Here is a 22596-nt window from a genome sequence, read left to right on the forward strand (position 1 = left end):
CGGCCCGGGCCATGCGCCGGCCCCGACGCGGCTATTCCAGCCGGACATTGTTGGCGCGGATGATCCGGCCATAGGCCTCGGTCTGCTGCGCGAGGCGGGTTCGGAAGGCGGCACCGCCATCGGCCTGCACCTCGCCGCCCAGCTCGCCGATGCGCGCCTTGACCGCCGGCTCGTTCAGGACCGCGGCTATTTCGCGCTCCAGCCGGGCGAGGGTGGCGGGCGGGGTCTGGCCCTGCGCCAGGATGCCTTGCCAGGTGCCGGCATCCGGCTCCGGCCAGCCCAGCTCACGGAAGGTCGGCAGGTTGGGCAGGGTCGGCAGGCGATGCGGCCCGGTTACCGCGATGCCGCGCATCTGGCCCTGGGTGACGAAGGGCATGGATTGGGTGGTGCCCGCCATGGTCAGGTTGGCCTCGTTGGTCACCAGGGACATCAGGGCGGGGGCGCCGCCGCGATAGGGTACCGAGACCATCTCCGTCCCCCAGGACGAGGCGAGTGCCAGCGCAACCAGGTGGGACAGCGTGCCGGTTCCCGCATTCGCGGCGTTCACGCGGCCGGGATTGCGGCGCGCATACTCCACCAGCCCCGCCGCGTCCTGCACCGGCAGGGTGTTGTTCACCGCCAGGATATAGGGCGCGTAGATCACCATCTGGACCGGCGCCAGGTCGCGCACCGTGTCGAAGGGCATGCGCTGGAACAGGAAGGGGTTGGTCGCGAGCACGGAGACGTCGAGCAGCAGCATGGTGTGCCCGTCCGGCCGGCTCTTGGCGACGACATCGGCGCCGATATTGCCACCGGCCCCGGCCCGGTTCTCCACCACCACGTTCTGGCCGACCCGCTGCGAGAGCGACGGCGCGATCAGGCGCGCCAGGATGTCGCTGGTGCCACCCGGCGCATTCGGCACGATGATGCGCAGCGGCTGGGTGAACTCCTGCGCGCGCAGCGCCGGGGCGGCGAGGAGCGCTGCGGCGCCGGCGGAGGCCTGCAGTAGCGTGCGTCGTTGCATCCTGAACTTTCTCCCTATCGGCCTGCGGGTTCGTCCGCCTGCCCTTCCCTGCGACAGACTATACTCGAAACGCCGGAGGGAACCGCCCCATGACGCATCGCGACCGCTACGGCCTGGAATTGTCGACGGCTTCCGACGCCGCGGCCGCCCTCTACCGGGAGGGCAGCGACCTCCTGCTCGCGACCTGGCCTGGCGCGGCCGAGGCCTTCGACGCAGCGATCGCTGATGATCCCGACTTCGCCCTGGCCCGCGCCTCCCGTGCCCGGCTGCATGCCATCCGCGGCGAGGCGGGGCAGGCCAGGGCCGCGATCGCGGCGGCCCGGGCGCTTGCCGAACGCCACGGCACGGAGCGGGAGAGGGGCCAGGTCGCGATCCTGGCGCTCGCCATCGAAGGCCACCCGGCGCAGGCGCTGCGGCAGGCACTGGCGCATCTCGATACCTGGCCACGGGACGCACTGGTGCTGTCGCTGCCGCTCGGCGCCTTCGGGCTTTTCGCCTTCTCCGGCATGGCCGATCACGACCAGGCCCGCGTCGACCTTTGTGAGCGCCATGCCCGCCATTACGGCGACGACTGGTGGTTCCTGACCTACCGGGGCTGGTCGCATGTCGAGAACGGCGATCCCGGCGCCGGCCGGGCGCTGGTGCAGCGCGCCTTCGCGCTCAGGCGGCACAATGCCAATGCCGTCCACGCCCTGGCGCATGCCATGTTCGAGGAGGGCTCAGGCCAGGAGGCCGAGGCGCTGGTGGCAGGCTGGCTGCCGGAATACGGCCGCACCGGGCTGCTCTACAGCCATATCTCCTGGCATCAGGCGCTGGTGGCACTCGATGACGGCGATGCGGCGCGCGCTCTCTCGATTTACACGGACCGCGTGCAGCCGCAGGCCACGCTGGCGACGCCCATCAACATCGTGACCGACGGCGCCTCCTTCCTGTGGCGGCTCCATGCCTATGGCCATGCGGTCCCGAAGCCACTCTGGGAGGAGGCCGCCGCCTATGCGGACCGTGCCTTCCCCAAGGGCGGCAATGCCTTCGTCGAGGTGCATCTGGCCATGCTCGCGGCGGCGACCGGCGACCGGGCCCGCGCCGAGGCGGGCGCGACGGCCGCCGGCCCCGTGGTGCCGGCGATCCATCGCGCGCTGCTGGCCTTCGCCGATGGGGATTATGGCGGCTGCGCGCGGATCCTGGCGCCGGTCGCGGCCGAGGTGGTGCGCATCGGCGGCAGCCACGCCCAGCGCGAGGTGATCGAGGACACGCTTCTCATTGCGCTCATGCGGAGCGGCGCGGCCGCGCAGGCCCGCGCCCTGCTCGATGATCGCCTGCATCGCCGCCCGTCGCGGCGGGACAGTGACTGGCGCACCCTGCTGGCGGCGTGAGCCTGCCGCGAGGGTTGGGATGCGCAAGCCCGCCCACGTCGGTCATAGTGTCCGCAGGCAAGGAGAACAGGCATGGCATTCGACGCGGCCCTGCAGGAGATCGCGGAACAGGCCTGGGAAGTGATGGAAGCGATCGGCCGCCGCACCGGTACCCCGGACACCGGCATCACCCGCGCCTGCTATGGCGAGGGCGAGCAGATCGCGGCGGAAGCGGTGACGGAATTCGCCGCTGGCCTCGGGCTGACGCTGGAGCCCGACCGCTACGGCAACCTGCATGTCCTGGTCCCGGGCGCCGAGCCCGATGCCAAGGTGATCATGACCGGGTCGCACCTCGATTCCGTGCCCGGCGGCGGCAATTACGACGGGCTCGCCGGCGCCATGGCCGCGCTCTCGGTCGCGGCGGCGGCGCGGCGCACGGGCGGGCATCAGCGGGGGATCCGTGCGGTTGCGATGCGCGGCGAGGAAAGCCCGTGGTTCGGCACCGCCTATGTCGGCAGCCGCCTGATGCTCGGCCATTCGACGCTGGAGGAGATCGGCGCGCTCAGACGCATCGACAGCGGCGTCACGCTGCGCGAGCATCTCGATGCGCTCGGCTATGCCGATGCACCGGTGCTGCCGATCTCACGCGGTACGGTGGCGGGTTTTTTCGAACTGCATATCGAGCAAGGGCCGCTGCTGATCGCGAACAACCTCCCGGTCGCGGTGGCCACCGATTGCCGCGGCAATATCCGCTACCCAGAAGCGCGCTGCCTCGGCGAATACGGCCATTCCGCCGCCCTGCCGCGCGCCTTCCGCCATGACGCGGTGATGGCGGTCGCCGAGCTCGCCTTGGAATTCGAGCGCTTCTGGGAGGAGGTCGAGAGGCGTGATCCCTCCGCCGTCTTCACGATGGGGAAGCTCGGCACCGACCCCGCCGCGCATGCCATGACCAAGGTGCCGGGCGAAGCCCGCTTCAGCTTCAATTTCGGCTCGATCCGGGAAGATGTGCTGGCGGAGGCCGATGCCCTGCTGACCCGCCTGCTCGCGACCATCGGGCAGCGCCGCGGCGTGCGGTTCGAGATGGGGCCGCGCTTCGGCTCCGCGCCGTCCCATCTCGATCCCGGCCTGGCGGCGGCGGTGGAGGGGGCGGCGCAAGCGCTCGGCATCGGGGCCATGCGGCTCGCGACGGTCGGGCATGATGCGGCGATGTTCCACTTGGCCGGTATCCCGGCCTCGGTGATGCTCGTACGCAACGCGCATGGCAGCCACAACCCGCAGGAAGCGATGGAGCGTGCCGATTTCCTGCTCGGCACCCGTGTGCTCGGGGGGGCGGTGATGCGCGCCGCGGCCTGATCAGGATTCTCGCTAACGCCCGAGATTGCAGCCGCCTTCCTCAAGCGGCCGCGCCGCGTCGGCGGCCGGGATGGTGGCGACCAGGCGATACAGGTCCCAGGGCCCGCGGCTTTCGGCCGGCGCCTTCACCTCAAACAGATAGAAGTCGCGCAGCACGCGCCCATCCTCGCGGATGCGGCCGTCGCGCGTCATGAAATCATTGATCGGCGTCGCGCGCATCACCTCGGCCACGCGCTCGGCATTGTCGGTGCCGGCGGCCTGCACGGCGCGCAGGTAGTGCATGGTCGCGGTGTAGACGCCGGCCTGCGGCATGGTCGGCATTCGCCCGCGCACGGCGAAGAAGCGTTGCGACCAGGCGCGCGCCTCGTCATTCATGTCCCAGTAGAAGCTCTCGGTCAGGCGCAGCCCCTGCGCGGTCTGCAGGCCGATCGCGTGGATATCCGTGAGGAAGGCCATCACGGCGGTGGGCGTCATGGTCCGGAACAGCCCGAATTCGGCGGCCTGCTTGATGCTGTTGGAGAGATCGCCGCCGGCATTGGCGAAAGCGAGCACCTGCGCGCGGCTGGCCTGCGCCTGCAGCAGGAAGGAAGAGAAGTCGGGCGTGTTCAGCGGGTGCCGCACGCCGCCTGCGACGCGCCCGCCATTGGCCGCCACCACCTGGCCGACATCCCGCTCGAAGGTGTGGCCGAGCGCGTAGTCGACGGTCAGGAAGAACCAGGACCGGCCGCCGGCGCGCGCAATCGCCGTCGCGGTGGAGCGCGCCAGCGCGTAGCTGTCGAAGGTCCAGTGGATGCCGTAGGGCGAACAGGCGCGGCCGGTGAGGTCTGAGACCGCCGCCGAGGAGTAGATCACCAGGCGGCGCCGTTCCCGGGCGACACCCTGCACGGCCAACGCCACGCCGCTGTTGGGGATGTCCATGATGACATCCACGCGGTCGTTGTCGTACCAGCGACGTGCCAGGGCGGAGCCGACATCGGGCCGGTTCTGGTGGTCGCCGGCCACCACCTCGATGGGATGGCCGAGCACGGTGCCGCCGAAATCGGCGACCGCCATCCGCGCCGCCTCGACCGAGCCGGGGCCGGCCAGGTCGGCGAACAGCCCGCTCTGGTCGTTCAGTATCCCGATGCGCAGCACATTGTCCGACAGTTGCGCGGCGGCCGGCTGTGCGACCGCCAACGCGCCGCCCAACAGGGCGGCCATCCAGGAACGCTTCATCTCACATCGTCTCCTTGTTCGGTTCGCGGTCTGGCGCCGCGTGCCTGGCGTTGGTGCGCTCCTTGTCGGGGCATGGTGTGCCTCCTGGAGCGTGCTCGTCGCGGTGCTATGCCGCGGCGGTGGGGGGCAGGGCCCCGGCGGGATCGGGCGTCTCGGCCAGGATGCGATCCACGGCGGTGGCGGCGCGCGCCCAGTCGAAGGTCCGGAAGGCATGGCCGCGCGTGACGAACTGCGCGCCGGCATAGAACTTCTCATACTGCACGTGCCGGGAGCCGAACTCGCTGCCGACCGCATCCCAGGCCAGCTTGAAGAACTTCACTCGCTCCAGCGGCGCGGCGGCGGGGCTCGATTGCGTGTGCCGGATATCCTCGGCCACCACCGGATCCGACAGGTCGCGGAAGGAGGAGGGCAGCATGATCATGCCCCCGCCCGCGAGCTCCCGCAGCGCATCGATGAAGCGGGGGTAGAGCTGCTGCGTCAGCACCTGGGCGGCATAGAGCAGGGCGCGATCGGGGACGAAGAAGCCGTGCTCCAGGCGGCCGCGCGCCTCCATGCCGGCCAGCATCCCCTCGACCATGCCGACCTCGGCCGCGAGCTGCCCGAGCGTCTCGCGCACCGGGGCCATGGCGATGGTGCCGTTCACCTCGGCCGTGCGCCGGGCGAGGCCGGCGAGGAAACGGAGCTTCACCGCGAGCCGCGCCTGGCACTGGTGGTTCTGCAGCACATGCGCCGGCGTCTCATGCCACATGGCCTGCATGATCCGGGTGTCGCGCAGCGCGAAGACGCGCGCCCACGGTACCTTCACATCATCGAACCAGGCCACCGCGTCGTTCTCGTCGAAGCGCGAGGCGAGCGGGTTGTCCCAGGGCGAGACGGCGGCGGCCTCATAGGATTTGCGCGAGAGCAGCCTGAGGCCCTTGGCATCGAGCGGGATGGCGAAGCAGGCCGCGTATTTCTCGTCGCCGGGACCGAGCGGCTGGATCAGCGACACCAGCATCTCGTTCGCCATGATGGCGGAGGTCGCGAGCATCTTGCCGCCGCGCACCGTGATGCCCTCATGATCCTCGTCCACCACCGCCATGGCCTCGTAGCCGGCGGCCTGCTGGCTCACCTGCTTCGACCGGTCGGCCTGCGGGTTGATGATCACATAGGTCAGGAACAGGTCCTGCGCGCGGGCGAAGGCCAGGTAGTCGCGGAGCGCCGCGGCCCGCTTCGGGTCGTAGGCCTCGAAGGTCCCGATCCCTATCCCGAAGCCGGTGAGGCAGGAGGCGACGTGATCGGGGGAGCGGCCGATGAAGCCCGCATGGCCCTCCGCCCAGGCCTCCATCGCGAGGCGCCGGTCGCGCAGCTCCTCGAAGGAACGCGGCGCCTGCCAGGCGCGGTTGGCGCGCCTTCCGTTGCCGCCGGGAATCGCGAAGGTCAGGCGCTCCACCGCATCCGGATGCGCCTGCGCGTCATAGAGCGCGGCCGCAGAGGCGACGGCCCCGCGGAAGGCGATGTCGGTCGTGACATCGGCCACCTGCCTGCCGTCGATGCGCACGTCGCGCCCGTCGCGCAGGGCCGAGAGGTGGTCGCTGCCGGTCTTGACGTCCATGGGTCCTCCTCAGGCCGATTTGCGGTGGCGGTGCAGATCGAGGATCGCCAGCGCGTCGTCGGCACAGCCCACCAGGTCGTGCATGGCTTCGGCAAAGCGCCGGAAGCCGGGGCCATCCAGCGCGCCGAACAGCGCATCATTGGCCTCGGCCTGGACCGGCGCCAGGCGCGCCAGCATCTGCTCCGCCCGCTGCGTCGCGCGCAGCAGCACGCGGCGGCCGTCGGCGGGGTCGCCGCGCTTCTCCAAGAGGCCGAGCTTCACGAGGCGGTTGGCCTCGACCGTCACGGCGGAACCGGTGAGATGCAGGTGCTCCGCCACCGCAGACACGCCCACGCCATCCCGCCCCTGCCGGTGCAGCACGGTCATGAGGAGCGTGTAGCCGGAAGCGGGCAGACCCAGCAGCTCCCCGAAGGCCGCGCGGATCTCCTGGATGCGTGCGGCGAAGGCCAGCGTGTCATGGACCATCGCGCGGAAGGCGGCGTCGGTGCCGTCGGGCATCAGCTCGGGACGGGAGACGGTGAGGGGGCGCTTCATGGAGCGAATTTGTCTTGATCAAATGGCTAAATCAAGAAGATAAATGATGCAGGAGATTCGGATGCCCCCAAGCCTGTTCCGGGATGCGATGGCAAGGCTCGGCGCCGCCGTCGCCGTGGTCACCAGCGATGGCCCGGCCGGGCGCTGCGGCCTCACGGCCTCCGCGCTCTGCTCGGTCACCGACGCGCCGCCGACCGTGCTGGTCTGCGTCAATCGCGGCAGCGCGCTGAACCCGGTGATGCGGGCGAATGGCGTTATCGGCATCAACCTGCTCGGCGCCGGGGACGCCGCCTTGTCCGACACCTTCGCCGGCCGCACCGGCCTGCCCATGGCGGATCGCTTCGATGCCCGCTGGGGCCGGGGCGAGACCGGCGTGCCCCTGCTGCGCGGCGCCGCCGCGGCGCTGGAAGGGCGCATCGCGGATGTCGTGGAGCGGGGGACGCACAGCCTGCTGCTGGTCGAGCTGTCCCGGATCGAGCTCGGCCCCGGCGAGGTCGGGGGCCTGGTCTGGTTCAGCCGGGCCTATCACGGGCTGCGCGCGGCATGAACGGTCGTCCCACGGCGACGGCGAAGCTTCCGCCTGGGCGGGCATCGATCGCACCGCGTAATCTTGGCTGCTCACGCGAAGATGCGCGGGCGACAACCGGGCGGCGTCCGTGCCAGATAGGCCATGACCAAGGACGACCATCGCCAGGGCCGGGCCCGCATCCTGGGCATCGCCGGCGCATTGGGCCTCAGCGCCGCCGCGCTGATCGCCTGCACCACCCATGAGGCGACCCGGCTGGCGGACGGCACGCTCGTCTACCGGATCAGTTGCAGCGGGACGCGGCGGCCGATGGTGAACTGCCTCGAGCAGGGGGACACGCTGTGCCGGTCGCAGGGCTACCGGATCCTCGGGCGCCGCGGCGAGGAGATCTCGCTCACCGAGCTGATGATCGCCGAACGCATCGCCGAGGAGATGGGCCTCGGCTCCGACCGGGCCATCGCCATCGTGTGCGAACCGGCACCGACAGCGGAGGCGAGGCAGGGCAGAAGGAACGGCGTTGTCCGGCACCCCGGCGATTGGTGAGCCGTTAAGGCGCCTGCCTCACTGTGTCGGGATCGAGGCGGTGGTGACCGCCTTGTTGCCCGAGGCCGGTGCGATCCTGGCGCTTCGCCGACGCCGAGGGTGACGGTGATCAGGGTCAACCCGCATGCCGTTCGATGTCGCCGAGACGCCCCTGCCGCTCCACGTGCGAATGCCCGTGGCCGTCATGGCATTCCTCGGCCACCTGTCCCGCTTGATTCCGTCGGTCCGCATCGCAGTGGATGGGCCGGACCGCGCCGGCGCCTGCTGGATCGACCTCACGCTGGGTGAGTTGTCGCCTGCCGTCGAATGGCAGGCGGAGACCGGCTTCGGGATCTATGGGCCGGGTCCGATCCTGCCCGAGCGGCCGAAGCTGCTGCTCGCCTGCCCGCAGGCGGCGGCGCTCAGGCTGTCCCGGATGCTCCGATCCTGGGGCGGCGCGCAGCGGCCGGGCGGCGATCGCGCGGTCTCGCCGGCGCCGGCATCAGGCGGTGCCGGCGCCGATCATACCGAGCTTCCGTAACGCGTCGATCTGCTCCTCCGACAGGCTGGTGCGCGCGTTACCCGGGCTGCCGCGCCGCCAGCATCGGCCGCGCGCGCAGGCGCAGCACCAGCCAGGTGGCGATCGCGAGGTTCACCAGGTTCCAGCCGATGCCGTTGACCACGGCCATCTGGTAGCTGGCCGTGGCGTCGAAGATGACGCCGGAGAGCCAGCCGCCCAGCGCCATGCCGGCCAAGGTCGCGGAGAGCACCAGGCTGACCCTGAGCCCGGCCTCCGCCGGCGGGAAGAATTGCCGCGCCATGATCGCGTAGCTCAGCACGATGCCGCCCTGGAACAGGCCGAAGACGATGGAGAGGATGTAGAGCGAGCCGAGGCTGTCGAAGCGCAGGAACAGCGCCAGCGCCAGGCATTGCAGGGCGGAGCCCAGCAGCAGCGTGGCCGGTGCGCCGATGCGGTCGGCGATGACGCCGGAAATCAGGCGGCTGATCACGCCGAAGCCGAGCATGAGCGACAGCATTTCCGCCCCACGCGCCGGGCCGTAGCCGAGGTCGACACAATAGGCGACGATATGCACCTGCGGCATCGCCATGGCGACGCAGCAGGCGATGCCGGCGACCATCAGCAGCACCTGCAGCGCATTCGACGACAGCCCGAGCCGCGCCAGCCCGTCACCGGCCGCCATCGCCGCCTCGGCCGCCTGGATCGGGGGCGGGCGGCGCAGCGCGAGCATCAAGGGCAGCATGGTGACGACACAGAAGGCGCCGATGCCGATATGCGTCGCCCGCCAGCCGTGATCCGCCATCAGTTGCTGCAGGATCGGCGGCCAGACAGTGCCCGCGAAGTAGTTGCCGCTGGCGCAGAGCGCCACCGCGATGCCGCGCCGGCGGGTGAACCAGAGCGAGGTGTCGGCGACCAGCGGCCCGAACACCGCGCAACTCCCGAAACCGCCGACGAACACCGCATAGAGCACCGCGAATTGCCAGAGATCGCGGGCGAAGGCGGTGGCGACATAGCCGATGCCGAGCGCGAGCGTGCCGATCAGCACCGGCAGGATCACGCCGAAGCGATCAGCCAGCCTGCCCATCAGCACGCCGCCCATCATGAAAGCCAGCATGGTCAGGGTATAGGGCAGGGAGGCGCCGGCCCGCGCCACGTCGAACTCGGCCTGCACCGCCGGCAGCGCGACGACGATGGACCACAGCCCGACGCCGCCGATGGTCGACAGCAGCACCGCCGCCAGCAGGCGCCACCAGGCATAGGTGGAATCGACCGTGCTTGCCGTCATTCGGATGGGCCGCGGTTCATGGAGCCGTCGCGGGTATGCGGCAGCTTCCAGCCCAGGGTTTTCGATGCGACCTGGCTGCGCAGGACTTGTGCCGTGCCGCCGCCGATCGTGAACATGCGGAGCTCCCGCGCCCTACGCTCCATCGCTTCCCCCCCGGTGGTGTCGCTGGATCGTCGTTCAGCGAGCGTTCTTGTCCGCCCGGATGATCCCATCCGGACGCGATCCACTCCAGACACCGTGCGGCAGCCCTGCCATGTCGCGCGCGGCGATCAGCCCGAAGGTCATGCCGGAGGCGAGCGAATAGCCGGTCTGATAGCCTGCGCCGGTCTCGGTGCGGGCGGCGGCATTGCCGACGGCGTAGAGGCCGGGCATCGGGTGGCCACGCACGTGCAACACCCGGGCGCTGCTATCGGCCAGCAGCCCGGCGGAAGCGAGCGCGGTCGGATGCAGGCGGATGCCGAAGAAGGGCGCCTGCTCGATCGGGCCGAGCGTTGCCGCCGGGCCCAGCCTGGCCAGGCCCCAGGGCGTCTCGCCGCGGTGGTGCTCGCTGTCCCGGCCCCGGCCGGCATCGGCGTTGAAGCGCCGCGCCGTCGCCTCCAGCCCTTCGGCGTCGATGCCGAGCTGCGCCGCCAGATCCGCCAGCGAGGAGGCACGGCACACCCAGGGCGGGATCGGCGCACCGGGTGGGCGGCCCGCGAAGGATTGCCGTGCGCCATACTGCGCGTCGAAGATCAGGAAGCAGGGCAGGTTGGGCTGCTCGCCGCGCCGGACGTCGAAGGCGCGCAGATGCGGTGCCACGGCCTGGAAGAAGCTTTCATCGGCGAAGCGGCGGCCTTCGCGGTTCACCACCATCGTGTGCGGCGCCGTCAGCTCCGCCGTGCCGGACAGCCGGCACGGGGCGGTGCCGCCGGGCGCCTCGTCCGGGTTGCGGAAGCCCAGGAAGACGGAGAGGTTGTTGCCGACGACGTGCAGCGCGGCGCCGTGCTCCGTCGCCATCACCAACCCATCGCCGCGGAGGCTTTCGGGGAACATGGATTGCCAGCCCGGCAGCGCTTCGAACCGGTCCACCAGCGCGGGGTTGGATTCGTAGCCGCCGCAGGCCAGCACCACGCCACGCCTTGCGGCGAATTGTGCACCATCGGCGGTCACCACGCCGGTGACGCGTCCGGCGTCCACCAGCAGCCGCGCCGCCGCCGCCTTCGTGCGGATGCCGACGCCGTGCCGCAGCGCGGCGGCGACGAGCCAGGTCATGAGGCCGGCGCCGGCGCCGCGCTGGCCGGGCCGCTCTCGTTCCACGGCCGCAGCCGCCTCCCAGGTGGCGACGTTGTTGGCGCCACCGAGGCGGACGGCCTCGCTGCCGCCCAGGCGATACAGCGGGCCCGCCGGCGTCGCGATACGGTCATGCCACTCGCCCAGCACCGCGGCGTCGAGCGGCGGCGTGTCCAGGATGCGCCCGCCGGCCATCGCTCCGGGCGCCAGCCCGTGGTGGTCGATGCGCGGGCTCAGCCGGAAGGGGATGCCGGCGGCTTCGAAGGCGCGCAGTGCCTCCGGCGCCATGGCCGCGAAAGCCTCCATCCGCGCGGGGTCGGCGCCGCCGCCGGCGACATGCGCCAGATAGGCCCGCACCGCCTCCGGCGTATCGGCGCTGCCGGCTTCCGCGTGCAGGTGATTGCCGCCCACCCAGAGGAAGCCGCTCGAGATCGCGGTGCCGCCGCCGAGCTGCGGCGCCGCTTCCAGCACCAGGCAGTCCATGCCCAGCGCGCCGGCGGCGATCGCGGTGAAGAGGCCGGCGCAGCCCCCACCCAGCACGATGACGTCATGCGTGCCGCCGCTCATTGCGGGCGGATGCCCGCCAGCGCCACCACCTGGCGCCAGCGCTGGGTGTCCTCCGCCAGCAGCCGCTCGGCCTCGGCCGGGGGCATGCCGCCGGGCAGGCTGGCGATGCTGGCGAGGAAGGCGACCATGTCGGGCGCCGCCAGCGCCTTCGCGGCTTCGGCATGCAGGCGCTCGACGATCGGCATCGGCGTGGCGCGCGGCACGGCGAGGCCCGACCAATGCATGATGGCGTAGTCTGGCAGGCCGGCCTCGGCGAAGGTCGGCACCTCCGGCAGCGCCGCCAGCCGACCGGGGCCGCTGATGGCGAGCGGCCGCAGCACGGCCGCCGAGCCGCCCATCATTGCCGCGCTGGGGGAGGCAAAGACCGTGTCCACCTGCCCGGCCATCAGCGCGCTCACGGCTTCGCCACCGCCGCGATAGGGCACATGGAGCAGCCGCACCCCGGCCGCGAGCTCGTAGGCGACCGTCGCGAACTGCACGGAGCTGCCGACGCCGCCGCTGCCATAGGTGAGGGCCTCCGGCCGGCGCCGCGCGGCCTCCGTCAGGTCCCGCAGCGTTGTGTAGGGGGCGTCGCGCCGCACGGCCGCCACCACCGGGGTGAAGGCGCTGATGGTGATGAGGCGGAAGGCTTCGGTATGATTGAAAGGGAGGCCGTTCACCAGGAAGGGCATCATGCCATAGGTGCTGTCGAGCGCGAGCAGCGTGTGGCCATCCGGCACGGCGCGCGCCACCTCGGCCGCGCCGATGCTGCCGGAGGCGCCGGATCGGTTCTCGACGAAGACGGTCTGGCCCAGGGCCTCCGTCAACTTCTGCGCCAGCCGCCGCGCGATGGTGTCGATCGCACCGGTCGGCGCCCAGGCCACCACCAGGCGCAGCGGTCGCGACGGGAAGCCGGGCTGGGCCGAGGCGGTGCCGGCCGTGGCCACGGCAGTCGCGGCCAGCAGGCCGCGGCGCGGGATGCGCATCGGAGGTTTCCTCATGTCTTGCTTGGCCGCAGCGACGCAAGGGCTGAAGCCTAACGCGGGATGGTGCGCGACGCCATGCATTGCCCCGACAGCCGAAACCACCGAGCATCGACCCAGGTGAGGCAGCGGCAGGAAGGGCCCGATGACGACAATCCTGGTGATCCACGGCGCCGGCATGGACATGCGCGGCAAGACGCAGGTCGAGGTCTTCGGCCCGATGACGCTACCCGAATACGATGCGGCGATCCGCGGTTATGCGGAAGCGCTCGACGTCGAGGTGGAGATCTTCCATTCCAATATCGAGGGCGAGGTGATCAATCGCCTGCACGCCGCCCACAACGCGCCCGGGATCGACGCCGCGATCATCAACCCGGCAGGCTTCACCCGCGGCTATCCGGCGCTGCTCGGCGCGCTCAACGCCATGCGCTTCCCGGTGATCGAGGTGCATATCTCCAATCCCGCGAAGCGCGGCCTGGTCTCCGAGGTCGCGGGGGCGAGCCGCGGCGCCGTCGCCGGCTTCGGCGTCGCGGGCTACAAGGTCGCGATGCAAGGCCTGCTCGAGATCCTGGGGAAATAGCGCCTCAGCCGCGCGGCGGCAGCACCCAGCGTGTCTCCGGATCGATCGGCAGCATCGGCCGCTGCAGCTTCGTCCAGGCGAAGCGGGTGAGGATGGGGGAGGTGAGGCCGGGCGCGTCGACCTCGACGATCTGGTCGTGGCCGAAGAACTCGTCGAAGCCGCCGCGGAAATGCCCGCGCGACTTCACGACGACCGCGCGTGCGGCACCGATGTCGAGCCCGAGATGCTCGAAGAAGGCCGGATCGGCGCATTGGGCGCGGATCGAGACCACGACGACGGTGATGCCGCCGAGGCGGAGCGCCGCGGTCGGCCCGAGCGTCATCGCGGTGCCGCCATAGATCCCCCGCCGGCCGGTGACACGGCCATCGGACAGCGCGACCACCTCCGCCTCCGCCGCGAAGGGATGGCTGAAGGCATCATCGGCCGAGAGCGTGCCCTGCGGGCGGTTGAAGCGCGCTGTGAAGCGGGCGCCGCGGCCCAGGCGATGCGCCTCCTCCGCCAGCAGCGGGTCGTGGATGATGCCGACCAGGCACTCCGCGATGCCGGCCGCATGGAAGGCTTCCAGGATGAACATGGTATTGCCGCGGCCGCCGCCGCCGGGATTGTCCGCGACATCGGCGAAGGCCAGCGGCACCGCGCTCTGCCTCGCGCGCCGCACCGCTTCCTCGAGTGGCGTCAGCTTTGCCACGAAGCGGTCCCGCCGTTCCCAGGCGGCCAGCGCCAGCCGGTCCGCCAGCGCTTCCGCCGCATTCTGCTCGGTCGCCGTCACCACCACCGCCATGCCGTTGAACGGCGTATCGCCATAGGCGAAGCCACCCATGACCGAGACGTTCAGGATGCGCGCATCCTCGGCGGCCCAGGCCTGGCCGAGATCGATCACCTCGGCATAGGGCCCCTGGGCGGTCAGCAGGGAGACGGTCGGCGCCACGATCGGCAACCGGCGCAGCGCGCGGTGGGCCTTGGTGCCGGTCAGCAGCCGGCGCAGGATCTGCGCGCTTTCCGCACCCCTCTCGCGCATGTCCAGATGCGGGTTGGTGCGGTAGCCGATGAAGGCGTCGCAGTCGCGGACCATGGCGTCGGAGACATTGCCGTGCAGGTCGTAGCTGCAGACCAGCGGCATGTCGGGGCCCAGCACCTCCCGCACCAGCGCCTGCAGCGCGCCTTCGGGGTCGTCCAGCTCGGTGGTCAGGCCGGCGCCGTGCAGCACGCAGTAGACGCCGTCGACGCGCCCGCGCAGCGCCTCCAGCCCGTCCTGCCAGATCGCCATCATGCGGGTGAAGGCGGCGTGTTCCACCGGCCCGTTCGGCTCCGCCATCGCCAGCAGGATGCCGTGCGGTTCCCAGGGGCCGGCGGCGTCCATGTCGGCGACGAAGCCCGGCATCTCGCCGAGCGCTTTGGGCGAGGCCGCGCGCGCATCCGTCACCACCTCCTGACCCATGACCCAGCAGCGCGTGTCAAAGTCGCGCTGCGTCGCCGGGGGTGCGAAGCGGTTGCACTCGATCGAGAAGCCAAGCAGCGCGATGCGCATCGGACCGGGATCTCCAGCAGCTCTCCGGTCACAGTATCCCACTGAAAGAGAATCTGCTCTAGCGCAGCCAGCGCAATGGCGCCGTCACCAGCTCCGGCCACAGCACCAGCAGCGCCAGCACGACAAGCTGCGAGATCAGGAAGGGCGTGACCGCGCGGGTGACGCGGCCGAGATCGACACCGGCGACCGCGGAGGCCACGTTCAGCACCGTGCCGACCGGCGGGGTGATCAGGCCGATCGCGTTGTTCATGATGAAGAGCACGCCGAAATAGACCGGGTCGATCCCGGCCTCCCGCACCATCGGCATCAGGACCGGCGTCAGAATCAGGATGGTCGGGATGAAGTCGAGCGCAGTGCCGACCACCACCACCAGCACCATCATCGCCGCCATCAGCAGGGCCGGGTGGCCGGTGAAGGGTTCCAGCAGCGGCCGGATCTGGCCCGGCACATCGGCGATGGTGATGAAATAGGCGGTGACCGAGGCAGCCGCCACCAGGAACATCACGGCGGCGCTGGTGCGAAGCGCGGAGAGCAGCACGCCGGGCAGCATGGCGAAGGTGAGCTCGCGATAGCCGAACATGCCGACCAGGATGGCATAGACCGCCGCGACGACGCCGGCCTCGGTCGGCGTGAAGAGGCCGAACTTCATCCCGAGCACGATCAGCGCCGGCAGCCCGAGCGCGAGCAGCCCGTCGCGCAATGCCGCCAAAGTCTCCCGCCAGCTCGCGCGCGGCATTGGCTGCACATCCTCTCGGCGCGCCACCAGCCACCAGGTGGCGGCAAGGGCCGTCCCCATCAGCAGGCCCGGCACGATGCCGGCAAGAAAGAGCGAGGTGATCGAGACATTGGCGGCGACGCCGAAGACGATGAAGCCGATGGAAGGCGGGATCACCGGGCCGATGGTGCCGCCCGCGGCCATCAGGCTGGCGGCGCGGCCGACGTCATAGCCCGCGCGCCGCATCATCGGCACCAACACCGCCGCGAGCGCCGCGGTATCCGCGACCGCTGAGCCGGAGAGTGAGGAGAGCAGAATGGCGGCGATGACCGCGACATAGCCGAGGCCGCCGCGCACATGGCCGACGAGCGCCAGCGCGAAGCCGACCAGCCGCCGCGACAGGCCGCCGGCGGTCATCGCCTCCCCGGCCAGCAGGAAGAAGGGAATGGCGAGCAGGGCGAAGCTGTCCGCCGCGTTCAGCATCTGCAGCGCCATGGCCTGGGGATCCAAGGCATCGAGCTGCCACATCATGGCAAGCGCCGAGACCAGCAGGGCGAAGGCGATCGGCATGCCGAGCGCCATGGCGCCGAGCAGCGCGCCGATGAAGAGCAGCACCGTCATGCGCCGGGATCCTGGGTCTCGGGGGATGGCTCGGGTGGATCCCGGCCGCGGAGTGCCGCGACCAGGTCGGCGGCGATCAGCACGAGGAGACCCGCGGCCGACACGACAGCCGCAGCATAGGCCCAGCCGAGCGGCAAGCCGGAGACCGGCGCCGCATTGCCGAGGTTCAGCAGCGTCTGGCTCCAGGCGCCGCTGAGGAAGACCACGCAGCAGGCGAGCATCAGCAGGTCCGAGAGGATGCGGCAGGCCTGCCGCCCGGCGCGCGGCAGAGCGCGGACCAACAGGTCGAAGCCGAGATGCCCGCCCCGCCGCATCACCACTACGGCGCCGGCGAAGGTGATCCAGACGAAGAGGAAGCGCGACAGCTCCTCGGAGACGGTGATGCCGGAATCGAAGGCGTAGCGCAGCACCACATTGCCAAAGACCATGATCACCATGGCGGCGAGGGCGAGCGCCAGCATCCACTCGACGCCGCGCAGCACGAGATCGGCTGCGCGTCCGATCATGGCGCCGGCAGCCGATAGGTCTCGGCCGCAGTGCCGGACAGGATGCGCCGCTGCGCGGCCTCCGGCAGATCGGCGATGATGATGCGCATGCCGTCCATGATCGCGTCATAGCTGGCGATCAGCCCGTCCACGGGAAAGTTGCTGGCGACCATGCAGCGCTCCGCGCCGAACAGGCGGACCGCCTCCAGCACGACCGGCGCCTGCAGCGCCGCCATCCAGAGCCGGCCCGGCACGCAGCAGCCCGACAGCTTCACCAGGACGTTCGGCGCGTCCGAAAGGCGCGCCATGGCGTCGCGCCAGCCGGTCAGGCCTTCGGCGCTGCGATCGGCGGGCAAGCCGAGATGGTTCAGGATGATGCGCGTGGCGGGAAAATCCCGCGCCAGCGCCAGCGCATCGCCGAGATGCCACCAGGGTGTCTGCAGCTCGAAATGTAGGCCGCTTTCGGCCAGCCAGCGATAGCCGGCGCGCCAGGTGGGGCAGCGCATCGAGCCCGGGATGCGGTGCCCGGCGTCGTAGTCCTGCGGCCGTGCGACGCCCTTCGGCTTGTGGCGCAGGCTGCGCACCAGGGGCATCGCCGCCTGAGCCTGGATGATCGCCGCCGCATCCGCACGGTCGAGGAAGACGGCGCCTGCCATCGCATTCGGCAGACCCTCCCGTGCCGCGATGTCATGCACCCAGCGCGTCTCACGCAGCGGGTCGGCGGGATCGTGCTCGGCCTCCATATAGACGCTGGCGATGAGGTTCTGCCGCGCCGCGTCGTGGCGGAGGTCCGATGGCATGTAGTTCCGCCGCAGCGCCCGGTAATCCCCATAGCGGAAAGGGATGGGCGGCTCGTCCTGCAGCCAGGGATAGCGGTTGGCGTCGAGATCCCAGATATGGTGGTGCGCGTCGATGAGCGGCAGCATCAGGCGCCGAGATCCTCGATCGCGAAGACCCGGGCCGGCGCGCCATCGGCGCCGGGCACCAGTAGCGGTGCGGCGCAGAGGAAGCTGCGCGGGCCGGCCAGTGCAGTGGTGTTCACGAGATACTCGATCAGGGTGATGCCGCGCCGCAGCAGCACGTCATGCGTCACATGTTGTTCGAATGGCACCTCGATCTTGTCGAGCAGCAGCCGGATCGGGAAATCCTGCGGGAAGTCGAAGGCGACCGCCCTGGGTTCGCGCGCCAGCAGCCATTCCGCGGCGTCCCGTGTGAGCCAGGGCGCTTCCCGCCAGAATGCCGGCGTGTTCCAGTCGCGCTGACGGTCCCAGCCCGTGGAGAGCAGCAGGATCTCTCCCGCCGGGCCGCCGGGATCGGCGGCGGCCAGGCGTGCCGCGTCGATCGCCTGGTTCGCCGGTGCGTCGCGGAGGTTCAGCACCCGGCAGGGGCCCACGACGCGTTCGAGCGGCGTCGCCTCGATGGTCGGCGCATCGGCCAGGATATGCGCCGGCGCATCGACATGGCTGAAGCCATGGCAGGCGGCGTCCAGGCGGGAGATGCGGAACTGGTCCCCGGCCTTGATGTCGCCGGTGACCGAAAGCTGCGTGCGCCAGCGGAAATGCGGCGCGATCGGCATCGAGAGATCGATGATCCGCATGGTCAGGCGCCGGCGGCGTCGATCGCATCCGGCAGCGCGGTGCCGTGCCTTCCCGTGAAGTCGCGCCGCACCTCTTCCGTGACGATGCGGGCGAAGGCGGCGCGGTCCGGCTCCTCCAACGCCTGCATGCCCTTGGCCTTCAGCTCGGTGACAGAGGCGGCCTCGGCATCCTCGTTCATCTGCCGCTGCTGCGGCGTCACCTCATTGGCGACCGTCTGCAACAGATCGCGCTGCGCCGGCGCCAGTGCTTCCCAGCGCTGCTTCGACATGGCGAGGATGCCGGCGGTATAGGCGTGGCGCGTCAGGCTCAGATGGCGCTGCACCTCGTAGAAGCGGGCATTGAGGATCAGCGTCGTCGGATTCTCCTGCCCATCCACGGTGCGGGTCTCGAGCGCGGTGAAGAGCTCCGTGAAGGGCATCGGCGACGGGTTCGCGCCGAGCAGCTGGAAGGCCTTGATATGCGCGGGGTTGGGCGTGGTGCGGATCTTGAGGCCGCGCAGATCGGCCGGCGCGGCGATGGCGCGGCGGGAATTGGTGATGTTGCGAAAGCCGATGTCCCAGAAGCCGAGGACGCGCAGATTGGCGCCGTCCAACTCCTGCCGGAGCTGGTCGCCGATGCGGCCATCCAGCACCGCCGCGACATGCCGGCGGTCGCGGAATAGGAAGGGCAGGTCGAGCACGTTCAGCTTCGGCGCCAGGCCGGTGAAGAAGGGGTTGCCGGTCAGCACGATGTCCAGCGTGCCGCCGCGGGCCGCGGCGATGGTGGTCGGATCGCTACCGAGCGCGCCATTGCCGAAGACCTGCACCTGCAGGGCGCCACTGCTGCGCTCGTTCACCAGTTGGGCGAAGAGCCGGGAGGCGCGGCTCCAGCTGTCGCTGTCCGGATGCGGATGCGCGAAGCGCAGCCGGGTCGCCTGGGCACGGGCGCTGCCGGTAAGGGCGGGCAGTGCAAGCGCGCCGAGGGCGGTGCGGCGGGATATCGTCATGACGTACCTCCCTGGTTTCCTCAGCCCCGCGCGCGGCGGGCGCCCATGTCGCAAGCGAGATCGTAGGCAGCCTGCAAGGCGCCGACCCGGGCGATACCCTGGCCCTGGATGTCGAAGCCCGAGCCATGGGCGCAGGTGGTGATCGGCACCGGCAGCCCGCCCGCGACGGTGACGCCGCGCCAGAAGCCCATCAGCTTCATCGCGATCTGTCCCTGGTCGTGATACATGGTGACGATCGCATCCACCTCCTTGGCGCGCAGGAAAATGGTGTCGGCCGGATACGGACCTTCCGCCGGCAGGCCGAGGCGCTTCGCCTCCTCGACCGCGGGGCCGATCACCTCGATCTCCTCGCGGCCGAAAGCGCCGTTGTCGCCATTATGCGGATTGAGCCCGCAGACTGCGATGCGGGGCTGGGCGAGACCCGCCTGCAGCAGGGCGCCATGGATCAGCCGAATGGCGCCGATCACCGCCGGCTGCGTGATCTGCGCGGCCACGTCCTTCAGCGCGATATGACTGGTGACGCGGCAGGTCCAAAGCCCGTCGCAGACATTGAACTCGCTGGTCGCGCCGGTGTGGCCGAGCAGCTCGGCGAACCAGTGCAGCTCATCGCTGTGGCCCATGCCCGCGAGGTGCAGCGATGCCTTGTTCAGCGGCGCGAAGCAGATCGCATCGACCTGGCCGCGCTGCGCCAGGTCCAGGCATTCCCGGAGCGTGCCGAGCGCATAGCGCCCGCCATTGGCGGTCACCTTGCGTCGCTCGAAGGGTTTGGCGGCACCGCCGAGGCGATCCCAGAGTGCGACATGGCCCGGCGTGGCCTGGGCAGGATCATTGACGGCGATGAAGGGCAACTCCACGCCCGCAATGCGCACGCCCTCCTGCAGCTCATCGCGGTCGGCGACCAGCAGGATCGCGGCTTTGCGCCGGTTCTCCGGCGCGGCCAGCAGCTTCGCGGTAATCTCGGGCCCGATGCCGGCAGGGTCGCCCAGCACCATGGCGATGCGCGGCGCTCGCCCGTCCGGCGGCGACGGATCGGACATGCTCGAACGTCTCCTCTGGTCCGCGGTCTTCGCCGCTGGTGCCGACAGGCTGGCCAGCTTCCGTGCGGTCTGTCAACCGGTCCGGCCACCAGACCAGTTGACGCAACCCCCGCCGGCATGGCTAGGCTGCCGCGGGAGAGACGATGCTCGACACCATCGCGGAGCTTCGCGCCGGGCTATCGAAGCGCACGGTGCGGGCGCAGATCACCGACAAGCTTGCGGGCATGATCGGCTCCGGCCTGCTGCGCCCGGGGGACGAACTGCCCTCCGAGCGTGACCTCGCCCAGGCGCTGGAGGTCAGCCGGGAGACGGTGCGCGGCGCGATCCAGGCGCTGGCGGCGCGCGGCATGGTCGGCGTGGCGCAGGGTGCGCCTTCCCGCGTGCTCGGGCCGGAAGGTTGGCTGGCGCCGCCACCGGCCTCTCCCATCGCGCGGTTCACGCCGGAGGAGATCCACGCCACCCGCGCGCTTTTGGAAGTGGCGGCGGCACGGGAGGCCGCGACGCGGATCGAGGCGACGGCGCTCGTGCATCTCGAATTCCTGGTCGAGGCGCAAGGCCGCGCCATCAAGGATCCGGCGGCCTTCCATATCTGCGGCGCCGAGTTCCATGCCGGCATCCACCGCGCCGCGGGCAACCGGCTGCTCGCGAGCTTCCTTCTCGATGTCTATGGCCAGGCGCAGCAGCTCCGCCGCCCGGCACTGGGGGCGCCGGGTGCCACCAGGCGCAGTTGGCAGGACCACAAGCGCATCTTCGATGCCATCGCAGCGCGCGATCCGGATGCGGCCGCGGCCGCGATGGCCGCGCATCTGGGACGCATCCATCATCCGGGCCGACGAAAGGGCTGAGACGGAACGCCGCGGTCCGGGCTGTACTCCAAGCAACCAAGAATGACTGGGAGGGAAGAGCCATGAAGCGCCGGAACCTGCTGACCGGAACATTGCTGGCGGGTGCTGCCCCCGCCATCCTCGCGGGCGGCCGCGCCCATGCCGCCTGGCCGGAGCGCCCGATCACCCTCATCGTCCCCTATCCGGCCGGCGGCGGCACCGACATCGTCGCCCGCACCCTGGCGCCGCTGCTGGAGCGCGAGATCGGCGGCAGCATCAACGTGGTCAACCGCGCCGGCGGCGGCGGCATCACCGGGCATGAGGCGATCGCCCGCGCGGCGCCGGATGGCTACACGCTCGGGATGATCACCAATGACCTCTCCTTCTACGTCCCGCTCGGCCAATCCCGTCTGACGCATCGCGACTTCGCCAAGATCGGCCAGACCAACGAGATCGCGGCGACCGTCACCGTCAAGCCGGACAGCCCACATGACACGCTGCCGAAGCTGCTCGAAGCGATCCGCGCCAATCCCGGGCGGCTGCGCGGCACCGGCGCGGCACCTGGGGTTTCCTGGCATGTCGCCTTCCTCGGCATGATGGACAGCCTCGGCCTTGATCTACGGAGCGTCATCTGGGTCCCCTCGCAGGGCGGCACGCTCGGCCATCAGGACGTCGCGGCCGGCGGCAGCGAGTTCTCCACCGCGTCGATCGGGGAAGCGCGGGCGCTGCTCGAAGCGAACCGGGTGAAGACCATCGCCATCATGGCCGATGCACGCGTCCCGCAATTCCCGGACATCCCGACGCTCAAGGAAGCCAGCGGCAGCGATTGGACCTTCAGCGTCGCGCATGGCGTCGGCGGACCGAAGGCGCTGCCCGCGCCGATCCTGGAGCGCATGACGGCGGCCGTCGCCAAGGTCCATGCCGGCGAGGAGTTCCAGACCCAGCTCCGCAACCGCCTGATCCGCGCCGTGCACCGCGCGCCCGCGGACTGGGACGCGGTGCTGGAGCGACAGCTCAGCGAATTCGCCCGCCTGCTGCGTGCTGCCGGCCTGGCGCGGGGCTGAGGCGATGGTCGGGATCCGGCAGCGTCTGCCGGGCCTCGTGGTCGGCGCGCTCGGTGCTGCGGCGATCCTCGAAGCACGGAATTTTCCGACACCGCCAGGGCAGGTCTATGGCCCGGCGATGTTTCCGATGATCATAGGCTGCGGCCTGCTGCTCTGTGCCGTCGCGATCGCGCTGCGGCCGGTGCCGCCACCCGTGGCGGAGCCGGACGCGCCGGGCGGCAAGCTGGCGGCGGCGCTCTATGCGCTGGCCCCGGCGCTGGTGCTGCTGCTGTTCGAACCGGTAGGCTGGCCACTGCTCTCGGCGCCGCTGGTGGCCGTTCTGCTCTGGCTGGTCGGCCTGCGAGTTCTGCCGGCGGCGTTGGTCGGCATCGGCATGGCGGCTTTCACCTGGGCGGCCTTCGCGATGGTGCTGCGGGTACCGCTGCCACGCGGCCCGCTCGCCTTCCTGCCCTACTGA

At 70.8% G+C, this 22596-nt stretch carries 23 protein-coding genes; 9 read left to right on the forward strand and 14 right to left on the reverse strand.

Features of this window, described 5'->3' with window-relative positions; genetic code table 11:
• Window positions 1-31: 31 nt before the first annotated feature.
• Complete coding sequence (locus tag GXW71_RS12350) at window positions 32-1003, reverse strand: Bug family tripartite tricarboxylate transporter substrate binding protein (RefSeq protein WP_211852819.1); 972 nt, start codon at window positions 1001-1003, stop codon at window positions 32-34.
• An 89-nt stretch (window positions 1004-1092) separates the two neighbouring features.
• Here GXW71_RS12350 and GXW71_RS12355 point away from each other — a divergent pair, with 89 nt between their 5' ends.
• A complete protein-coding gene (locus tag GXW71_RS12355; RefSeq protein ID WP_211852820.1) occupies window positions 1093-2376 on the forward strand; it encodes a tetratricopeptide repeat protein in 1284 nt (427 codons plus the stop codon).
• A gap of 72 nt (window positions 2377-2448) precedes the next feature.
• Complete coding sequence (locus GXW71_RS12360) at window positions 2449-3708, forward strand: hydantoinase/carbamoylase family amidase (RefSeq protein ID WP_211852821.1); 1260 nt, start codon at window positions 2449-2451, stop codon at window positions 3706-3708.
• Window positions 3709-3720: 12 nt separating this feature from the next.
• On the opposite strand, the gene GXW71_RS12365 is transcribed toward GXW71_RS12360, so the two are convergent.
• From GXW71_RS12365 to GXW71_RS12375, 3 genes are all read right to left on the reverse strand, one after another.
• Window positions 3721-4923, reverse strand: coding sequence for an ABC transporter substrate-binding protein (locus GXW71_RS12365; protein ID WP_211852822.1), 1203 nt, complete (start codon window positions 4921-4923; stop codon window positions 3721-3723).
• A 106-nt stretch (window positions 4924-5029) separates the two neighbouring features.
• Window positions 5030-6517 carry a 4-hydroxyphenylacetate 3-hydroxylase family protein gene (locus GXW71_RS12370; protein ID WP_211852823.1) on the reverse strand — a complete coding sequence of 496 codons (1488 nt, stop codon included), beginning with the start codon at window positions 6515-6517 and terminating at the stop codon, window positions 5030-5032.
• Between the two features lie 9 nt (window positions 6518-6526).
• Window positions 6527-7051 carry a MarR family winged helix-turn-helix transcriptional regulator gene (locus tag GXW71_RS12375; protein WP_211852824.1) on the reverse strand — a complete coding sequence of 175 codons (525 nt, stop codon included), beginning with the start codon at window positions 7049-7051 and terminating at the stop codon, window positions 6527-6529.
• A gap of 61 nt (window positions 7052-7112) precedes the next feature.
• Between GXW71_RS12375 and GXW71_RS12380 the strand changes: the two genes are divergently transcribed.
• The 3 genes from GXW71_RS12380 to GXW71_RS12390 all read left to right on the forward strand — a co-directional run bounded on the left by GXW71_RS12380 (window position 7113) and on the right by GXW71_RS12390 (window position 8640).
• Complete coding sequence (locus tag GXW71_RS12380; protein ID WP_246526516.1) at window positions 7113-7598, forward strand: flavin reductase; 486 nt, start codon at window positions 7113-7115, stop codon at window positions 7596-7598.
• Between the two features lie 123 nt (window positions 7599-7721).
• Window positions 7722-8120 (forward strand): hypothetical protein, encoded by a 399-nt coding sequence (locus GXW71_RS12385; RefSeq protein WP_211852825.1) that lies wholly within the window; start codon window positions 7722-7724, stop codon window positions 8118-8120.
• A gap of 124 nt (window positions 8121-8244) precedes the next feature.
• Window positions 8245-8640: a hypothetical protein gene (locus GXW71_RS12390; protein ID WP_211852826.1), complete on the forward strand. Its 396-nt coding sequence runs from the start codon at window positions 8245-8247 to the stop codon at window positions 8638-8640.
• Window positions 8641-8677: 37 nt separating this feature from the next.
• Here GXW71_RS12390 and GXW71_RS12395 read toward each other — a convergent pair whose 3' ends face one another.
• The 3 genes from GXW71_RS12395 to GXW71_RS12405 form a co-directional block, all read right to left on the reverse strand.
• Complete coding sequence (locus tag GXW71_RS12395) at window positions 8678-9904, reverse strand: MFS transporter (RefSeq protein ID WP_211852827.1); 1227 nt, start codon at window positions 9902-9904, stop codon at window positions 8678-8680.
• Between the two features lie 177 nt (window positions 9905-10081).
• The gene (locus GXW71_RS12400) at window positions 10082-11740 is read right to left on the reverse strand and encodes an FAD-dependent oxidoreductase (RefSeq protein WP_211852828.1); all 1659 of its coding nucleotides are present in this window, start codon (window positions 11738-11740) and stop codon (window positions 10082-10084) included.
• Window positions 11737-12705, reverse strand: coding sequence for a Bug family tripartite tricarboxylate transporter substrate binding protein (locus tag GXW71_RS12405; protein WP_211852829.1), 969 nt, complete (start codon window positions 12703-12705; stop codon window positions 11737-11739). Before GXW71_RS12405 ends, GXW71_RS12400 begins: the two co-directional genes overlap by 4 nt.
• 142 nt (window positions 12706-12847) lie before the next feature.
• Here GXW71_RS12405 and GXW71_RS12410 point away from each other — a divergent pair, with 142 nt between their 5' ends.
• The gene (locus GXW71_RS12410) at window positions 12848-13282 is read left to right on the forward strand and encodes a type II 3-dehydroquinate dehydratase (protein WP_211852830.1); all 435 of its coding nucleotides are present in this window, start codon (window positions 12848-12850) and stop codon (window positions 13280-13282) included.
• Window positions 13283-13286: 4 nt separating this feature from the next.
• Here the strand turns inward: GXW71_RS12410 and GXW71_RS12415 are convergent, their stop codons facing one another.
• From GXW71_RS12415 to GXW71_RS12445, 7 genes are read right to left on the reverse strand one after another with little or no spacing between them, the layout of a single operon-like run.
• Window positions 13287-14810: a M81 family metallopeptidase gene (locus tag GXW71_RS12415; protein ID WP_211852831.1), complete on the reverse strand. Its 1524-nt coding sequence runs from the start codon at window positions 14808-14810 to the stop codon at window positions 13287-13289.
• Between the two features lie 58 nt (window positions 14811-14868).
• Window positions 14869-16146: a TRAP transporter large permease gene (locus GXW71_RS12420; RefSeq protein ID WP_211852832.1), complete on the reverse strand. Its 1278-nt coding sequence runs from the start codon at window positions 16144-16146 to the stop codon at window positions 14869-14871.
• Window positions 16143-16652, reverse strand: coding sequence for a TRAP transporter small permease (locus GXW71_RS12425; RefSeq protein WP_211852833.1), 510 nt, complete (start codon window positions 16650-16652; stop codon window positions 16143-16145). Before GXW71_RS12425 ends, GXW71_RS12420 begins: the two co-directional genes overlap by 4 nt.
• Complete coding sequence (locus GXW71_RS12430; protein ID WP_211852834.1) at window positions 16649-17557, reverse strand: amidohydrolase family protein; 909 nt, start codon at window positions 17555-17557, stop codon at window positions 16649-16651. Before GXW71_RS12430 ends, GXW71_RS12425 begins: the two co-directional genes overlap by 4 nt.
• A complete protein-coding gene (locus GXW71_RS12435; protein WP_211852835.1) occupies window positions 17557-18228 on the reverse strand; it encodes a cyclase family protein in 672 nt (223 codons plus the stop codon). Before GXW71_RS12435 ends, GXW71_RS12430 begins: the two co-directional genes overlap by 1 nt.
• A 2-nt stretch (window positions 18229-18230) precedes the next feature.
• Entirely contained in the window at window positions 18231-19214 is a 984-nt protein-coding gene (locus tag GXW71_RS12440) for a DctP family TRAP transporter solute-binding subunit (RefSeq protein WP_211852836.1), read from the reverse strand.
• 20 nt (window positions 19215-19234) lie between these two features.
• Window positions 19235-20251, reverse strand: coding sequence for a 4-hydroxythreonine-4-phosphate dehydrogenase PdxA (locus GXW71_RS12445; RefSeq protein WP_211852837.1), 1017 nt, complete (start codon window positions 20249-20251; stop codon window positions 19235-19237).
• Window positions 20252-20394: 143 nt separating this feature from the next.
• Here GXW71_RS12445 and GXW71_RS12450 point away from each other — a divergent pair, with 143 nt between their 5' ends.
• The 3 genes from GXW71_RS12450 to GXW71_RS12460 all read left to right on the forward strand — a co-directional run bounded on the left by GXW71_RS12450 (window position 20395) and on the right by GXW71_RS12460 (window position 22596).
• Entirely contained in the window at window positions 20395-21096 is a 702-nt protein-coding gene (locus GXW71_RS12450) for a FadR/GntR family transcriptional regulator (protein WP_211852838.1), read from the forward strand.
• Between the two features lie 62 nt (window positions 21097-21158).
• Window positions 21159-22139, forward strand: coding sequence for a Bug family tripartite tricarboxylate transporter substrate binding protein (locus tag GXW71_RS12455; protein WP_211852839.1), 981 nt, complete (start codon window positions 21159-21161; stop codon window positions 22137-22139).
• Between the two features lie 4 nt (window positions 22140-22143).
• A complete protein-coding gene (locus GXW71_RS12460; protein WP_211852840.1) occupies window positions 22144-22596 on the forward strand; it encodes a tripartite tricarboxylate transporter TctB family protein in 453 nt (150 codons plus the stop codon).

It is taken from the genome of Plastoroseomonas hellenica, assembly GCF_018129085.1.
GTDB lineage: Bacteria > Pseudomonadota > Alphaproteobacteria > Acetobacterales > Acetobacteraceae > Plastoroseomonas > Plastoroseomonas hellenica.

Excerpts from the sequence above, each read along its gene's own strand:
- GXW71_RS12350 (WP_211852819.1), bottom strand. The coding sequence starts at position 1,003 with ATGCAACGACGCACGCTACTGCAGGCCTCCGCCGGCGCCGCAGCGCTC.
- GXW71_RS12355 (WP_211852820.1), top strand. The coding sequence starts at position 1,093 with ATGACGCATCGCGACCGCTACGGCCTGGAATTGTCGACGGCTTCCGAC.
- GXW71_RS12360 (WP_211852821.1), top strand. The coding sequence starts at position 2,449 with ATGGCATTCGACGCGGCCCTGCAGGAGATCGCGGAACAGGCCTGGGAA.
- GXW71_RS12365 (WP_211852822.1), bottom strand. The coding sequence starts at position 4,923 with ATGAAGCGTTCCTGGATGGCCGCCCTGTTGGGCGGCGCGTTGGCGGTC.
- GXW71_RS12370 (WP_211852823.1), bottom strand. The coding sequence starts at position 6,517 with ATGGACGTCAAGACCGGCAGCGACCACCTCTCGGCCCTGCGCGACGGG.
- GXW71_RS12375 (WP_211852824.1), bottom strand. The coding sequence starts at position 7,051 with ATGAAGCGCCCCCTCACCGTCTCCCGTCCCGAGCTGATGCCCGACGGC.
- GXW71_RS12380 (WP_246526516.1), top strand. The coding sequence starts at position 7,113 with ATGCCCCCAAGCCTGTTCCGGGATGCGATGGCAAGGCTCGGCGCCGCC.
- GXW71_RS12385 (WP_211852825.1), top strand. The coding sequence starts at position 7,722 with ATGACCAAGGACGACCATCGCCAGGGCCGGGCCCGCATCCTGGGCATC.
- GXW71_RS12390 (WP_211852826.1), top strand. The coding sequence starts at position 8,245 with ATGCCGTTCGATGTCGCCGAGACGCCCCTGCCGCTCCACGTGCGAATG.
- GXW71_RS12395 (WP_211852827.1), bottom strand. The coding sequence starts at position 9,904 with ATGACGGCAAGCACGGTCGATTCCACCTATGCCTGGTGGCGCCTGCTG.
- GXW71_RS12400 (WP_211852828.1), bottom strand. The coding sequence starts at position 11,740 with ATGAGCGGCGGCACGCATGACGTCATCGTGCTGGGTGGGGGCTGCGCC.
- GXW71_RS12405 (WP_211852829.1), bottom strand. The coding sequence starts at position 12,705 with ATGCGCATCCCGCGCCGCGGCCTGCTGGCCGCGACTGCCGTGGCCACG.
- GXW71_RS12410 (WP_211852830.1), top strand. The coding sequence starts at position 12,848 with ATGACGACAATCCTGGTGATCCACGGCGCCGGCATGGACATGCGCGGC.
- GXW71_RS12415 (WP_211852831.1), bottom strand. The coding sequence starts at position 14,810 with ATGCGCATCGCGCTGCTTGGCTTCTCGATCGAGTGCAACCGCTTCGCA.
- GXW71_RS12420 (WP_211852832.1), bottom strand. The coding sequence starts at position 16,146 with ATGACGGTGCTGCTCTTCATCGGCGCGCTGCTCGGCGCCATGGCGCTC.
- GXW71_RS12425 (WP_211852833.1), bottom strand. The coding sequence starts at position 16,652 with ATGATCGGACGCGCAGCCGATCTCGTGCTGCGCGGCGTCGAGTGGATG.
- GXW71_RS12430 (WP_211852834.1), bottom strand. The coding sequence starts at position 17,557 with ATGCTGCCGCTCATCGACGCGCACCACCATATCTGGGATCTCGACGCC.
- GXW71_RS12435 (WP_211852835.1), bottom strand. The coding sequence starts at position 18,228 with ATGCGGATCATCGATCTCTCGATGCCGATCGCGCCGCATTTCCGCTGG.
- GXW71_RS12440 (WP_211852836.1), bottom strand. The coding sequence starts at position 19,214 with ATGACGATATCCCGCCGCACCGCCCTCGGCGCGCTTGCACTGCCCGCC.
- GXW71_RS12445 (WP_211852837.1), bottom strand. The coding sequence starts at position 20,251 with ATGTCCGATCCGTCGCCGCCGGACGGGCGAGCGCCGCGCATCGCCATG.
- GXW71_RS12450 (WP_211852838.1), top strand. The coding sequence starts at position 20,395 with ATGCTCGACACCATCGCGGAGCTTCGCGCCGGGCTATCGAAGCGCACG.
- GXW71_RS12455 (WP_211852839.1), top strand. The coding sequence starts at position 21,159 with ATGAAGCGCCGGAACCTGCTGACCGGAACATTGCTGGCGGGTGCTGCC.
- GXW71_RS12460 (WP_211852840.1), top strand. The coding sequence starts at position 22,144 with ATGGTCGGGATCCGGCAGCGTCTGCCGGGCCTCGTGGTCGGCGCGCTC.